We start from the raw sequence: 14,440 nt of genomic DNA on the forward strand, positions 1-14,440 counted from the left end.
CACAGGCGAGAGAGCCATGAGCTGGAACGTGACATCTCCCGCCTTGCCACTGTCGCCATCCAGCCCTTTGCCGTTTCGAAATGCCCCTATCCTTATCGCCTGCACGATGGCCAGCCTGCTGCTTGCGGGTTGCCAGAAGCAGGAGGCGGCCGAACACAAGCTGCCGACCATGGTGCGCACCGCCGAAGTCGAAATCTCCTTCTATGCCCCGACGACGTCGCTGACCGGGGTCATCGCCGCGCGCACGCTGAACAACCTCGCCTTCCGGGTCGGCGGCCGCGTCGCAGAGCGGCTGGTGGAAATCGGGCAGCATGTCGACAAGGGCACGTTGCTGGCCCGCATCGATCCACAGGAGCAGGAATCGGACCTGCGCTCGGCGCAGGCCGATCTCGACGCAGCACAGGCGCAATTGACGCAGGCATCCGCCGCCTTCGAGCGCCAAAAGACGCTGCTTGCTCAGGGTTTTACCACGCGCCGGGACTACGATCAGGCAGCACAGGTGCAGAGCGTTGCACAAGGCGGCGTCCAGCAGGCGCAGAGCGCGTTGGACAATGCCCGGGAGAGCTTCACCTTCACCGAGCTGCGGGCCGGCGCGCCGGGTGTCGTCACGGCACGTTCGGTCGAGGCCGGCCAGGTGGTGCAAGGGGCACAAACAGTCTTCACCATCGCCGAGGACGGCGACCGCGACGCCGTCTTCAACGTTCATGAAACGCTGGTTGCCGGCAGCTCGATGGCACCACCGCCGGTGTCGATCACGCTGGTGTCGGATCCGTCGGTGAAGGCGACAGGCAAGGTGCGAGAGATTTCTCCGGTGGTCGACGCCGCCTCGGCCTCGGTTCGGGTCAAGGTCGCCATTCCCGAGACCCCTGCCGCCATGCCGCTTGGCGCCGCCGTCACCGGCACGGTCAGCGCCCAGCCGGTGAAAGCCGTGATCCTGCCCTGGCAGGCGCTGACCTCCAGCAACGGTCAGCCTGCGGTCTGGCTCGTCGACCCTGCTTCCAAGAAGGTCACCGTCGCGCCGGTCGATATTCTCGCTTATGGTTCCGGCGTCATCGTCGTCGACAAGGGGCTGGAGCCCGGCCAGCACGTCATCACTGCCGGTGGACAATTGCTAAGCCCGGGCCAGACGGTCGAGATCGCCGGAGGGGCAACGCAATGAACCGGCAAGCGCGCATGATCGCCCTGTCGGCGCTGGTTGTTGTCGGCGCCTGTTCGGCCGAGCCGGAAAAGGCGCCCGAGATCATCCGGCCGGTGCTTTCGGTGGTGGTCCAGCCGCGCACCAGCCAGACGCTTGGCTTCGCCGGCGTCGTCGAGCCGGAATTCAGTGCCAACCTGGCCTTCCGCCTGCTTGGCCGTGTCGTCACCCGCGACGTCGATATCGGCGACCTCGTCACCAAGGGTACGACGATCGCCACGCTCGATCCGACGGCGCTGGAATTGGCCGTTCAGGCAGCCAAGGCTGGCCTCTCCAACGCACAGGCGGAATTCACCAATGCTTACGCCAGCGAGGAGCGCCAGCGCGCATTGCTGGCAGACAGGAACACCTCGCAGGCCACCTATGAGGCAGCCCAGCAGGCGCGGCAAGCCGCGCAGGCCAATGTCGAGCGCGCCAGGGCGGCGCTGGCTAAATCGCAGGAACAGCTTGGCTATGCCCGCCTGTTTTCGGATTTCGATGGCGTCGTCACCGCCACCGGCGCCGAAGTCGGGCAGACAGTATCGGCCGGCCAGACCGTGGTGACGGTGGCGCGCTCGGACGTGCGCGAAGCCGTCGTCGATATTCCCGACCAGCTGACCGGCGACCTGGCTGACGGAACCGGCTTCGATGTCATCCTGCAGTCTCTGCCCGCGATCCGCACGGAAGCCAAGCTGCGCGAGATCGCGCCGCAGGCCGATAGTTCGACCCGCACCCGCCGCGTGCGCCTGACGCTGCTCAATGCGCCGACCGCGTTCCGGCTCGGCTCGACGGTCACGGCGACACGGGTGATGCCGATCGAGCCGACGATCGAGCTGCCGCTGTCGGCACTGCTCGAAAAGGACGGCAAGCAGCAAGTGTGGATCGTCGATGCGCAATCGAAGGTCGCCTTGCACGATATCCAGATCGGCGCCAAACGCGGCGGCAGCTTTGTCGTCACCGGCGGACTTAACGCGGGTGCACGCGTCGTCACCGCAGGCGTGCACAGCCTGACTCCGGGCGAGACGGTCAAGATCCCCGACGGAGCCGCCAAGTGAAGGGCTTCAACCTCTCCGACTGGGCGCTCAGCCATCGTTCGCTGGTCTGGTATTTCATGCTGGTGTTCGTCGTCGCCGGCGTCTCGGCCTATCTCAATCTCGGCCGCGAGGAAGACCCAGCCTTCACCATCAAGACCATGCTGATCCAGGCCAACTGGCCGGGCGCCTCGGTCAACGAGACAGTCCGGCAAGTAACCGACCGCATCGAGAAGAAACTGGAGGAACTCGACAGCCTCGACTACAGCAAATCCGTCACCACGGCCGGCAAGACCGTCGTCTTCGTCAATCTCAAGCCGTCGACCAAGGCACGTGACGTATCGCCGACCTGGGTGCGCATCCGCAACATGATCAACGACATCGGCGCCCAGTTTCCGCAGGGCGTGCAGGGTCCGTTCTTCAACGACAGTTTTGGCGACGTCTACGGCAATATCTACGCCTTCACGGCGGACGGGCTGACATCGCGCCAGCTGCGCGACTATGTCGAGCAGGCGCGCACTCGAATCCTCGCCGTGCCCAATGCCGGCAAGGTCGACCTGATCGGCGCCCAGGACGAGGCGATCTATCTCGAATTTTCGACCCGTCAGATCGCAGCCCTTGGCCTGAACCAGCAGGCGATCGTCGCTAGCCTACAGGCGCAGAACGCGATCGCACCATCGGGCGTTATCGAGACCGGCCCCGAACGCGTCAGCGTGCGCGTCTCGGGCCAGTTCACTTCGGAGGAAAGCCTGCGCGCCATCAATTTGCGCGTCAACGACCGTTTCTTTCGGCTGAGCGATGTCGCCACCATCACCCGCGGCTACGCCGATCCGCCGACGACATTGTTCCGTTTCAACGGCGAGGATGCGATCGGGCTCGCCATCGGCATGAAGCCCAACGCCAATTTGCTCGACTTCGGCAAGGCGCTGAAGGTCGAGATGGACAAGATCGTCGCCGACCTGCCGGTTGGTGTCGGCGTACATCTGGTCGCAGACCAGCCTGTCATTGTCGAGGAAGCGGTCTCGGGCTTCACCCGCGCGCTGTTCGAGGCTGTCGCCATCGTGCTTGCCGTCTCGTTCATCAGCCTCGGCATGCGCGCCGGCTTCGTCGTGGCGCTGTCGATCCCGCTGGTGCTCGCCATCACCTTCCTGTTCATGAACTATCTCGGCATCTCGCTACAGCGCATTTCGCTGGGCGCGCTGATCATCGCGCTCGGCCTGCTGGTCGACGACGCGATGATTGCCGTGGAAATGATGGTGGCGAGGCTGGAGGCCGGCGACAATCTGCGCAAGGCGGCGACCTATGTCTACACCTCAACCGCGTTTCCGATGCTGACCGGAACGCTGGTGACGGTAACCGGCTTCATTCCGATCGGTCTCAACAACAGTGCGGCTGGCGAATACACCTACACGCTGTTCGTCGTCATTGCCGTCTCGCTTCTGGTGTCCTGGATCGTCGCGGTGCTGTTTGCGCCGCTGCTCGGCATCACCATCCTGCCCGCGGTGATGAAGCAGAAGCACCACGACAAGCCCGGCCGTTTCACCTCGCTGTTCCGCGGCGTGCTGGTCGGGTCGGTGCGCCGCCACTGGCTGACGATCATCGCGACGGCGCTGTTATTCGCCGCCTCGGTCGTCGGCATGGGCTTTGTCCAGCAGCAGTTCTTCCCGTCCTCCGACCGGCCGGAACTTATCGTCGATTGGCACCTGCCGCAGAATTCATCGATCGCCGAGACGCGCGACCAGATGGAGCGCTTCGAGAGGGCAGCCCTTGCCGGCAATCGCGACATCGATCACTGGAGCTCCTACATCGGACAGGGTGCGGTACGCTTCGTGCTTGCCTATGACGTGCAGCCAGCCAATCCCTATTTCGGCCAGACCGTCATCGTCACCAAGAACGTCGAGGCGCGCGACAGGGCGAAGGCGGCAATCGAAAAAATGCTGCGCGACGACTTCGTCGGCACCGACGCCTTCGTCAAAACGCTCGAACTCGGTCCGCCCGTCGGCCGGCCGGTGCAATACCGCGTCAGCGGCCCCGACATCCAGGCGGTGAGGACGCTGTCCCAGCAACTGGCAGGCGTCATCTCGGCCAATCCCAAGCTTGGCGCGCCGATCTTCGACTGGAATGAACCGTCGCGGGTGCTGAAAGTGGACGTGCTGCAGGACAAGGCGCGCCAGCTTGGCGTCACCTCGTCGGACATCTCCAATGCGCTGAACAGCATCGTCGGCGGCGTCACCATAACCCAGGTGCGCGACGCCACATACCTGATCAACGTCGTGGTGCGTTCGCGCGATGCCGAACGCGGCTCGATCGAGACGCTGCGCAACATGCAATTGCCGACCGGTGCCGGCGAATCCATCCCGCTGGCCGCCGTCGCCAACTTCCACTACGAGTTGGAGCAGCCGACAGTCTGGCGACGCAGCCGCGTGCCGACGATCACCGTGGGCGCCGGACTCGTGGGCGATGCGCTGCCGGCGACCGTGGTCGACGAGCTGAAACCCTCGGTCGATGCCTTCATCGCCAAGCTGCCGGTCGGCTATGCCATCGCCACCGCCGGCTCGGTCGAGGAAAGCGCCAAAAGCCAGGGCCCGATCGCGGCGGTCGTGCCGCTGATGCTGTTCATCATGGCGACGATCCTGATGATCCAGTTGCAAAGCTTCCAGCGCCTGTTCCTGGTCGTTGCCGTCGCACCGCTTGGGTTGATCGGCGTGGTTGCTGCACTGTTGCCAAGCGGCGCCCCGCTCGGCTTCGTCGCCATCCTCGGCGTGCTGGCGTTGATCGGCATCCTGATCCGCAACTCGGTCATCCTGATCGTGCAGATCGAGGATCTGGTCGCCGAAGGCAAGGACCGCTGGGCGGCGGTGATCGAAGCCACCGAACATCGCATGCGACCGATCGCGCTGACGGCCGCCGCTGCCAGCCTGGCGCTGATCCCGATCGCACGGGAGGTGTTCTGGGCACCGATGGCGTTCGCCATGATGGGCGGCATCATTGCCGGTACGGCGATCACGCTGCTGTTCCTGCCGGCGCTCTATGTGGCCTGGTTCAGGATCAAGGAGCCGAAAGGCCGGGAAGAGCCACCCGTTCTGGAGAACGGCGAACTGGTGCAAGGTTCAACTTAAGGCCTTGCCGGATCATTCGTTGTCGTTGGAGGGTGCAGGGTGCGACCTGGCGCGCTGCCATGGCGACGATTTCGAGGCGCGCCAAGCATACCAACCTTTTGGCAAATCGGCCAATGCCAGGATGCTTTCATCCAGTTGAACCACCTCTTGCAGGCCGACGAGCATTATATCGCCGTCATCCACAGGTCCGGGTTCGCTGTTGTGGAATTGCCAACTGCCACCGTCATCGTTGTAGCTGTCGTCGTCGTCATCTTCATGCACAACGTATGCGATCCAGTCGCCACGTTTAAATATGCTCTTGTCCGACAACACCGCGACATTGGGTGGGTCAGCAAACTTCCATTCCTCCATGGTAGTCCCCCAAGACGGTTGTTCTGTACACAGGAAGAACGAATTCAGGCGGTTCTCACAAACCCGTCGCTCGCTCTCAGCAGGTTGCGCGTATAATCCTTGGTCACGCGGCGCTCAACGAGGTCTGCCGCCGCCAGATTCTCAACCGCCTCGCCGCTTTGCATCACCATCAGCCGCTCGCACATATGGGTGATGATGGCGAGGTCGTGGCTGACCATCAGGAATGTCAGCTTGCGCCGCCGGCGGACTTCTTCCAGAAGGTTGAGCACTTCCGCCTGCACCGAGGCGTCGAGCGCCGAGGTCGGTTCGTCGAGCAGCAGGATCGACGGTTCGAGGATAAGCGCACGTGCGATCGCCACGCGCTGGCGCTGGCCGCCCGACAATTGATGCGAGTAGCGGAAGCGAAAGCCGTTGCCGAGACCGACCTCGTCGAGTGCTCGCTGAATGCGCTTTTCGCCGTCGGCGAAGCCGTGGATGGCAAGCGGCTCCTGCAGCAGGCGGTCGACGGTCTGGCGCGGATGCAGCGAGCCGTAGGGATCCTGGAAGACCATCTGGACTTCGCGATAAAAGGCTTTGTCGCGGCGCGCGCCGAGCGTCTTGCCGTTGACGGCGATGCTGCCCGAAGCGACCGGCGCAAGGCCGGCGATGGCCCGCAGCAGCGTCGACTTGCCTGAACCGGATTCGCCGACCAGGCCAAAGGACTCGCCCGGCTGCACGTCAAGCCTGACGCCCTTCAGCGCGCGAAAACGGTCGAAGATCACTTCCAGCCCGTCGACGGCAATCGCAGAAGTCATGCCGCCCACTCCGGCTTGCGGTCGAGCACCGGCAGTGGATGACGGTCGGCGCCGATCTTGGGCATGCAGTTGAGCAGGCCGCGCGTGTAGGGATGCTGGGCCCGACCGAGCTCGGACGCCTTGAGCTGCTCGACCACCTTGCCTGCATACATGACGATGACGCGGTCGCAGAAGGACGAGACCAGGCGCAAATCGTGCGAGATGAAGATCAACCCCATGCCGCGCTCGCCGACCAGCCTGTCGAGAATGCCGAGTACGTCGAGCTGCACGGTGACGTCGAGCGCCGAGGTCGGCTCGTCGGCAATCATCATTTCCGGCCCGGCGATCAGCATCATGGCGATCATGGCGCGCTGGCCCATGCCGCCGGACACTTCATGCGGATGCAGGTCGAAGACGCGGGCCGGATCGCGGATCTGCACCGCCTCCAGCATTGCCAGTGCGCGATCGCGCGCCTCGGCTTTGCCGACCTTTTCATGGGTGCGCAGCGTCTCGACGATCTGGCGGCCGATGCTCATCACCGGATCGAGCGAATATTTCGGATCCTGCAGGATCATGGCGATGCGCTTTCCCCGCAGTGACCGGCGTTCGCGTGGCGAGACGCTGAGCAGGTCGATGCCGTCGAAGGAAAGCTTGTTGGCCGATATCCGCGCCTGCGGCGGCGTCAGGCCCATGATGGCGCGGCCGGTCTGCGATTTGCCCGAGCCGGACTCGCCGACGATGCCGAGCCGCTCGCGGCCGAGCGAAAAGGAGACGCCGCGAACCGCTTCGATCAGCCCGGTGCGGGTCGGGAAGGTGACGCGGAGATCCTCGACATCGAGCAGCGCGCTCGTTGATCGCTGCTGGTTGGGATCGTGGCTCATTGGTCGCCGCTCCGCGGATCGAGCGCGTCGCGCAGGCCATCGCCGAGCAGGTTGAAGCCGAGGCTGACGATGAGGATGGCGAAGCCTGGCGCGCCGGCCACCCACCACTGATCAAGCACGAAACGGCGGCCCGAAGCGATCATCGTGCCCCATTCCGGCAGCGGTGGCTGCGCGCCAAGGCCGAGGAAACCGAGGCCGGCGGCGGTCAGGATGATGCCGGCCATGTCGAGCGTCACCCGGATGATCAGCGAGGAGATGCAGAGCGGCATGATGTGGCGCAGCACGATTCGGAAAGGCGAGGCACCCATCAGTTGCACCGCCTTGATGTAATCGGAATTGCGCACCGTCAGCGTCTCGGCGCGCGCGATGCGTGCGTAAGGCGGCCAGGAGGTGATGGCGATGGCAAGCACAGCGTTCTCGATGCCTGGCCCAAGGGCTGCGACAAAGGCCAGCGCCAGGATCAGCTTGGGGAAGGCGAGGAAAATATCGGTGATGCGCATCAGGATGGCATCGGTCCAGCCGCCGGCATAGCCGGCGACAGTGCCGACCAGCAGGCCGATCGGTGCGGCGATAATCGCAACCAGGATGACCACATAAAGCGTCCAGCGCGAGCCGTAGAGGATGCGCGAAAGGATGTCGCGGCCGAGGTCGTCGGTGCCGAACCAGTGCTCGGCGCTCGGAGCCAGCAGACGCGCGTTTTTCAGGTCGCCAAATGTCGGCGAATACGGCGCCAGCACGCCGGCAAAGGCGGCAACGACCAGCAAGGCGATGATGATGAGCAGGCCGAGAAACGCCAGCCGGTTGGCGGAAAAGCGCCGCCACGCCACGTAGGCGCGGCCGAGTCTTGCCTGCATGCGCGAGGCCGGCCGCTCGCTGAGCAGCCAGTCACGACGAGAGAGAGGGCGGGCGTCGGAGGCGGTCATGACGATGCCTCTTGGAGCTGTCGACCCCCACTCCGGTCTGCTTCGCAGACCACCTCTCCCCCGCTCGACGGGGGAGAGGAAAGGCGCCAGGCGTGCGCCCGGCTTTTCCTCTCCCCCGGGCAGGGGGAGAGGTGGCCCGAAGGGCCGGAGTGGGGGTGATTGGGCGCAACTGAGCCCGAAAGTGGGATGCCTCTGCTCATCTTACCTTCGTCCTCGGATCGAGCACGCGGTAGAGCAGGTCGGAGAGCAGATTGATGGCGATGAACACCGAGCCGATCACAATGGTGCCGCCGAGCACGGCATTCATGTCGGCGTTCTGCAGCGAATTGGTGATGTAGAGACCGATGCCTGGCCACGAAAAGACAGTCTCGGTCAGCACCGAACCTTCAAGCAGGCCGGCATAGGACAGTGCAATCACCGTCACCATCGGCACGGCCGCGTTGCGTAATGCGTGGCCCCAAATGATGCGGGTCTCCGACAGGCCCTTGGCGCGCGCCGCGACGATGTATTCCTGCGACAGCTCGTTGAGCATGAACGAGCGCGTCATGCGGCTGATATAGGCGAGCGAGAAATAGCCGAGCAGCGAAGCCGGCAGGATGATGTGGCGGAAGGCATCGTGGAAGACATCCCACTGCCGCTGCCACAGGGAATCCAGCAGGTAGAAACCGGTGATCGGCGTGAAGGTGTACTCATAGACGACGTCGAGCCTCGCCGGGAAGGCCACCCATTGCAGCTTGGCGTAGAACAAAACCAGCGCCAGCAGTCCGAGCCAGAAAATCGGCACGGAATAGCCGATCAGGCCGATGATGCGCACGATCTGGTCGATGAGACTGCCGCGCCTGACCGCGGCCAGCACACCAAGCGGCACGCCGAACAGCGCACCGATCAACGTTCCCAGCGTCGCCAGCTCCGTGGTCGCCGGAAGCGCTCGGCGAATGTCGGTCATGACGGGGTTCGTGGTCAGCACTGAGACGCCGAAATTGCCGTTCAGGGCATTTTTCACATAGATATAGAACTGCTCGATCAACGGCAGGTCGAGGCCCATCTCGCGGCGCGTGCGCTCGACGACATTGGCCGGCGCCCGGTCGCCGAGCACCGCCAGCACCGGGTCGATCGGGATGACACGACCGATGAAGAAAGTCACTGCGAGCAGACCAAGATAGGTCGTGATCGCGATGACCAGGAAGCGGCCGAGCGATGATGCAATGGCGACGGCGCGGGCGCTGCCGCGCCCGCTCTCATTTTCAACCGCGCTCATGCGGCGCCTGCGGCGTTATTCTTTCGAGACCGGCCCGACGAAGTTGCTGTCGAAGCTCGGGCCGAGTGCGAAGCCCTTGAGGTTCTTGCGCAGGCCGGCCACTTCCAGCTGCTGGTGGATGACGACGAAGGGACTGGTGTCGAGGATCTTCTTCTGGAGATCCTTGTACATATCGGCACGCTTGCCGGCGTCCTTCTCGAGCAAAGCCGCTTCCGTTTCCTTGGTCAGGTCCGGAATGTCCCAGGAGTTCCGCCAGGCAAGCGTGTGGGACTTGCCGGCATCCGAATTGTCCGGGTTCGAGGCAAAGGTCTGGGCATTGGAATTCGGATCGAAATAGTCCTGGCCCCACTGGCCGATATAGATGTCGTGGTTGCGGGCGCGATACTTGGTCAGCGTCTGCTTGCCGTCGCCGGGAATGATCTCCAGCTTGATGCCAGCCTGTCCGAGGGTCTGCTGGATCGATTCCGCCATGCCCGTCGTCGGCTGGCCGGTGCGAACGTCCATGGTTACGCTGAAACCGTCAGCCAGACCGGCCTTGGCCAACAATTCCTTGGCCTTGGCGACGTCGAGCTTGAACGGATTCTCGTCGAGTTCGCCGAGCACGCCCTTGGGCAGGAAGGTCTGGTGGATCTCACCGATGCCCTTGAGAATGGTCGAGCTCAAGGCATCATAGTCGACCAGATATTTGAACGCTTGGCGAACCTCGGGCTTGGCGAGTTTCGCGTTCTTCTGGTTGAGGCTGATATAGTAGACCGTGCCCTTCGGCGCGCTGGTGGTGGTGAGGTCGGCGTTCTTGGCGATGGCGTCGAGGTCGTTCGGCTCGAGATTACGGGCGACGTCGATGTCGCCGGCTTCGAGCGCCAGGCGCTGGGCCGAGCTTTCCTTCATGTTGCGATAAATGACGCGGGCTAGCTTGGCCTTTTCGCCGTAGTAATTGTCGTTGCGCTCGAGAACGACAGCCTCGTTGGCGCGCCATTCGCGCAGCTTGAAGACGCCGGAGCCGGCATAGCCGGTCTTCAGCCAGGCATTGCCGAAATCATTGTCCCATTTGTAGTCGGCGGTGGGTGCCGCGGTGACGACATGTTCCTTGACCAGCTTGGCATCGACGACCGAGGCGACCGTTGCCGACAGGCAGTTCAGCACGAAGCTCGGCGCATAGGCCTTGTCGACGGTGAACTGGAAAGTGCTGTCGTCGGTCGCCTTGGCCTTTTCGGTGACGTTGTCGCCGCTGATGCCGAACTGGCCGATGATGAAGGCCGGGCTCTTGTCGAGCTTGATGGCACGCTCGAATGAATAGGCGACGTCTGCCGCGGTGATCGGATTGCCGGAAGCGAATTTGAGACCGGGCTTGAGTTTGAACGTGTAGGTCAGGCCATCGTCGGAGACGGTCCAGCTTTCGGCCAGGTCGCCCTTGACCTTGGAGGTGTCGTTGAGGTCGAGACGGACCAGCAGATCATAGGTGTTGCCGGTGACCTCGGCAGTAGATAGCTCGAATGCCTCGCCCGGATCCATGGTGATGATGTCGTCGATCGCGAAACCTTCGACCAGCGTGTCGGCGGGCGTGACCGCACCGGCAGGCGCGCCGGCCAGAAGCAGCGCGGACATGGCCGCACCCGCGAGCAAGATGCGGGAGCGGAGAGCAAACTTTTCCATCATCATCGTGATTGTTCCCTGTTTTGTTGTTTGGCGACCTGAGTTCCCGGCTCAGGAATGCAGAAGATTTTTTCGGGGCCGGAAGACGGCCTCTGACCCGCTACCGTCGTGTTTTTTGTCCAGTTGGTCAACACCCTAATCCGGCAGCCCCCAACTCGGCAACGGGGTTTTGTAGGACGACGTATTGGACCAGAAGGAGCCGTTGGAAGTCGATGCATTTGGCGGCTAATCGAGGCTGCCAAATGAGAAAAATCTGCTATTCCGGGCTACTTCAGCGCTGTCACCAACTCCGCATCGGGGAAGCAGGTTGCGGCGCGACCGTTCTTGGCCTGCCACCTGCCGATCGAACGGCGGGTCTTGAAGCCGGGCAGTCCGTCGACGCTGCCGACATCATAGCCCTTGGCTTGCAGCGCGCGCTGCAGGGCAGCGATGTCGGAACGGTGGAGCCCGCCAACCGCGCCCCAGTTCCCTGAAAAATTCGAGTCGCCATGGGCTATGCGATCGGCGCCATGACCGATGAACAGTGCGTAGAGGTCGCTCGTGTTGTATTCCTTCAGCACATAGAAATTGGGCGTGGCGATAAAGGCCGGGCCGCTGCGCCCGGCCGGCATCAGCAGGAAACCCTCGGCCTTCAGCTCGCTCGTCGGAAACGGTTTGCCGCCGACGCGCTTGATGCCCATTGCCGCCCACTCCGAAATCTTCTTGCCCTGGTCCGGGCCTTCCAGCGCGCAGGAAACCTGATCCGGCACAGTCACCTCGAAGCCCCAGCCGCGGCCCTTCACCCAACCATAATGGACGAGATAATTGGCGATCGAAGCCAGTACATCCGGCGTCGAGTTCCAGATGTCGACGCGGCCGTCGCCATCGAAATCGACGGCATGCTTCAGGAAAGAGGTCGGCATGAATTGCGGCTGGCCGAGCGCCCCGGCCCATGACGATTTCATCGCGCCGACCGGGGCCAGCCCGCGCTCGACGATTTCGAGTGCCGCCAGGAGCTCGGTGCGGAAAAAGTCCTTCTTGGTCGACATGAACGCCTTGGTGCCAAGCACCTCGAAGGCGTCATAAGGCATTTTCGCAGCGCCGAAACCGGTCTCGCGCCCCCAGATCGCCAAGAGCACTTCTCCCGGCACGCCGTAGCGCTTCTCGATGGCTGCAAGTGTCCTGGCATTGGTGGCTTCACGCGCGCGTCCGCCTGACGTCACCGCAAGAACCGTCTTCTCGGCGAAATAGGCGCCGGGCGAGCCGAATTCGGCCTGGAGCTGTTTCTGCGGCGTGGTCGCCTTCTCGCCCGGTTTGACCAGGTCGGGCAGCTTCAGATTGGGATTGATGCCGTCGAAGGCGGCATCGAAGGTGTGCCTGGAAATGCCTTTCGCCTTGGCCTGCGGCCACAGGTCGTCCTGCAGCCAGGCGCGAAACTGGTCGTTGATCGTTGCAGCGGAGGCGGGAGCGGAAAGGAGGAGACTGGTTAGCGCGGCCAGAAGAAATGCAGAGACTACATTGCGAAGGTTGCGTTCTGCGCCAAGGAATGCAGTCATCTCAACAAACATCCCCGCCAACTTCGTCAAAACGCCGTCCGCGAGCGCAGTGCAGCGGCCAGCGTGCCTTCGTCGAGATAGTCGAGTTCGCCGCCGACCGGCACGCCATGTGCCAGACGCGTCACCTTGATGTCGAAGCCGGACAATTGGTCGGTGAGGTAGTGCGCGGTGGTCTGGCCCTCGACCGTCGCGTTGACGGCGAGGATGACCTCCTTGACCTCGCCACCGGCGACACGGTCGACCAGCGAGCGCAAGTTGAGCTGGTCGGGCCCGATGCCGTCGAGCGGCGACAGCGTGCCGCCGAGCACGTGATAACGCACATTCATCGCCGCCGCGCGCTCCAGCGCCCACAGATCGGAGACGTCCTCGACGACGATGATGGTGCCGGCGTCACGGCGCGGATCGGTGCAGATCATGCAAGGGTCGGATGTATCGACATTGCCGCAGGTCGAGCAGATGCGCACCTTGTCTGCCGCCTCGGCCATGGCGGCGGCGAGCGGCGACAGCAGTTGCTCCTTCTTCTTGATCAGATGGAGTGCCGCACGCCTGGCCGAACGGGGTCCCAGCCCCGGCACCTTGGCCAGGAGCTGGATCAGGCGTTCGATCTCGGGACCGGCGATTCGCTTCGACATCGCTCTGATCTAGGATTTTTCAGAGCGCTTTGGAACATCCCACGTCCGCATCAACCGCCATATTGGCTTGGTGGACCATCGAGCTCGGATCAATTGGTTTCGAGTGGCCGGTCCTGGCTGGCAATCATCGCGCCGATGGCGTCGGTATTCTCAGGCGTCGACTGGAACCCCACCATCGTCGCCTCTTGTGGCGCGTTTTGAACCGAGGAGATGACCCTTGTGTTCAGGGTTCCGCCAAAACGGGCGGCATCCGGCTCTTCCATGGGTTCCTGCATCGCCACCACCGTCGGCTTGACCGAGACCCGCACGGATTTCGCGGGCGGCGCAGCTGCCGCCGTCACATAGGTCTGTTGGGCAGGGGCGGATCGAACGGTTGCCGTCCTGGCCGGAGGTGCGGGCTCGGCGGAAGCGACCATTATCGCCGGTGCGGCCGGCTTCTCGGGTGCCGCAGAGGCAATTGCGACCTGCGGCTCATCCGGCAGCGGCTGCCAGTTGCGGCCGCGCTTCTCATAAAAGGCATTGCCGCCGGCAACCATCGTGTAGTGCATGTTCTTGTAAGGGAAGCGCAGCCCGGCGGTGTGGAAATACATCGTGTTCTTCAGCTTTGCCTTGCGCTCGCCCTTGAGCACGGCATCGGCGGCTTCCTCGACATCGGGCATCGCCCGCGAATTCATCGGCCTCGTCATGACGCCAGGCGCGAACTGCCCACCCTCGCCCACCACCTCGCAGATGGTGCTTCCGTGGTTGCCGGAGCGGAGCCGGTTCATCACCACCGTGCCGACGGCGATCATGCCGTCGCGGCTTGAGCGATTGGATTCAAAGAACATCGCCCGTTCCAGGCATTCCTTGTCCTTGGGCGTATGGCTGTAGGCCCGGGAGCTCAGGAAACTCGGCGTGATGGCATCGGTCAGGCTGGCCACGGACATACCGTGCGAAGTGGTTTGGCTGCATGCAGCCAAAAACAGGGGTGAAATGACGGCGCCGAGCAACAGCGGCGCCTTCCATCGCGTGGCAATCAACAGGTAACCCTCTCACGTCCATGCCCGCCCCCAGGCTGCGGCAAGAATGAGACACTTTCAGGCAAAAAGATGGCCAAAACGTTATTACTGG

Annotated in this window: 12 protein-coding genes; 3 read left to right on the forward strand and 9 right to left on the reverse strand. The window is 63.4% G+C overall.

The features are described 5' to 3' along the window. The first annotated feature begins 16 nt into the window (after positions 1-16). The 3 genes from NKI20_RS19285 to NKI20_RS19295 are packed head-to-tail and all read left to right on the forward strand — an operon-like array spanning position 17 to position 5,324. Positions 17-1,159: an efflux RND transporter periplasmic adaptor subunit gene (locus tag NKI20_RS19285; protein ID WP_352833108.1), complete on the forward strand. Its 1,143-nt coding sequence runs from the start codon at positions 17-19 to the stop codon at positions 1,157-1,159. Then, positions 1,156-2,229, forward strand: a complete 1,074-nt coding sequence (locus NKI20_RS19290; RefSeq protein ID WP_352833111.1) for an efflux RND transporter periplasmic adaptor subunit — start codon at positions 1,156-1,158, stop codon at positions 2,227-2,229. The genes NKI20_RS19285 and NKI20_RS19290 overlap by 4 nt, the downstream gene beginning before the upstream one ends. Next, entirely contained in the window at positions 2,226-5,324 is a 3,099-nt protein-coding gene (locus NKI20_RS19295) for an efflux RND transporter permease subunit (RefSeq protein WP_352833114.1), read from the forward strand. Before NKI20_RS19290 ends, NKI20_RS19295 begins: the two co-directional genes overlap by 4 nt. Positions 5,325-5,336: 12 nt before the next feature. Here NKI20_RS19295 and NKI20_RS19300 read toward each other — a convergent pair whose 3' ends face one another. The 9 genes from NKI20_RS19300 to NKI20_RS19340 form a co-directional block, all read right to left on the reverse strand. Next, positions 5,337-5,675 (reverse strand): hypothetical protein, encoded by a 339-nt coding sequence (locus NKI20_RS19300; RefSeq protein WP_352833117.1) that lies wholly within the window; start codon positions 5,673-5,675, stop codon positions 5,337-5,339. A 44-nt stretch (positions 5,676-5,719) separates the two neighbouring features. Continuing rightward, positions 5,720-6,469, reverse strand: coding sequence for an ABC transporter ATP-binding protein (locus NKI20_RS19305; RefSeq protein WP_352833120.1), 750 nt, complete (start codon positions 6,467-6,469; stop codon positions 5,720-5,722). Beyond that, positions 6,466-7,329: an ABC transporter ATP-binding protein gene (locus tag NKI20_RS19310; protein WP_352833123.1), complete on the reverse strand. Its 864-nt coding sequence runs from the start codon at positions 7,327-7,329 to the stop codon at positions 6,466-6,468. The genes NKI20_RS19305 and NKI20_RS19310 overlap by 4 nt, the downstream gene beginning before the upstream one ends. After that, positions 7,326-8,252 carry a nickel transporter permease gene (gene nikC, locus NKI20_RS19315; protein WP_352601493.1) on the reverse strand — a complete coding sequence of 309 codons (927 nt, stop codon included), beginning with the start codon at positions 8,250-8,252 and terminating at the stop codon, positions 7,326-7,328. Before nikC ends, NKI20_RS19310 begins: the two co-directional genes overlap by 4 nt. Before the next feature lie 196 nt (positions 8,253-8,448). Then, positions 8,449-9,510 carry an ABC transporter permease gene (locus NKI20_RS19320; RefSeq protein ID WP_352833127.1) on the reverse strand — a complete coding sequence of 354 codons (1,062 nt, stop codon included), beginning with the start codon at positions 9,508-9,510 and terminating at the stop codon, positions 8,449-8,451. 15 nt (positions 9,511-9,525) lie between these two features. After that, positions 9,526-11,169, reverse strand: coding sequence for an ABC transporter substrate-binding protein (locus NKI20_RS19325; protein WP_502898138.1), 1,644 nt, complete (start codon positions 11,167-11,169; stop codon positions 9,526-9,528). Between the two features lie 260 nt (positions 11,170-11,429). After that, positions 11,430-12,698, reverse strand: coding sequence for a lytic murein transglycosylase (locus tag NKI20_RS19330; RefSeq protein WP_352833129.1), 1,269 nt, complete (start codon positions 12,696-12,698; stop codon positions 11,430-11,432). A 26-nt stretch (positions 12,699-12,724) separates the two neighbouring features. Next, complete coding sequence (recR, locus tag NKI20_RS19335; RefSeq protein ID WP_352727082.1) at positions 12,725-13,330, reverse strand: recombination mediator RecR; 606 nt, start codon at positions 13,328-13,330, stop codon at positions 12,725-12,727. 89 nt (positions 13,331-13,419) lie between these two features. Then, on the reverse strand, positions 13,420-14,349 hold the full coding sequence (locus tag NKI20_RS19340) for a cell wall hydrolase (protein ID WP_352833131.1): 930 nt from the start codon (positions 14,347-14,349) through the stop codon (positions 13,420-13,422). Positions 14,350-14,440 lie beyond the last annotated feature (91 nt).

Source organism: Mesorhizobium sp. M0830 (assembly GCF_040319965.1).
Classification (GTDB): Bacteria; Pseudomonadota; Alphaproteobacteria; order Rhizobiales; family Rhizobiaceae; genus Mesorhizobium.

Bases quoted from the DNA above. Each gene is read 5' to 3' on its own strand.
- NKI20_RS19285 (WP_352833108.1), top strand. From the start codon at position 17: ATGAGCTGGAACGTGACATCTCCCGCCTTGCCACTGTCGCCATCCAGC.
- NKI20_RS19290 (WP_352833111.1), top strand. From the start codon at position 1,156: ATGAACCGGCAAGCGCGCATGATCGCCCTGTCGGCGCTGGTTGTTGTC.
- NKI20_RS19300 (WP_352833117.1), bottom strand. From the start codon at position 5,675: ATGGAGGAATGGAAGTTTGCTGACCCACCCAATGTCGCGGTGTTGTCG.
- NKI20_RS19305 (WP_352833120.1), bottom strand. From the start codon at position 6,469: ATGACTTCTGCGATTGCCGTCGACGGGCTGGAAGTGATCTTCGACCGT.
- NKI20_RS19310 (WP_352833123.1), bottom strand. From the start codon at position 7,329: ATGAGCCACGATCCCAACCAGCAGCGATCAACGAGCGCGCTGCTCGAT.
- nikC (WP_352601493.1), bottom strand. From the start codon at position 8,252: ATGACCGCCTCCGACGCCCGCCCTCTCTCTCGTCGTGACTGGCTGCTC.
- NKI20_RS19320 (WP_352833127.1), bottom strand. From the start codon at position 9,510: ATGAGCGCGGTTGAAAATGAGAGCGGGCGCGGCAGCGCCCGCGCCGTC.
- NKI20_RS19325 (WP_502898138.1), bottom strand. From the start codon at position 11,169: ATGATGATGGAAAAGTTTGCTCTCCGCTCCCGCATCTTGCTCGCGGGT.
- NKI20_RS19330 (WP_352833129.1), bottom strand. From the start codon at position 12,698: ATGACTGCATTCCTTGGCGCAGAACGCAACCTTCGCAATGTAGTCTCT.
- recR (WP_352727082.1), bottom strand. From the start codon at position 13,330: ATGTCGAAGCGAATCGCCGGTCCCGAGATCGAACGCCTGATCCAGCTC.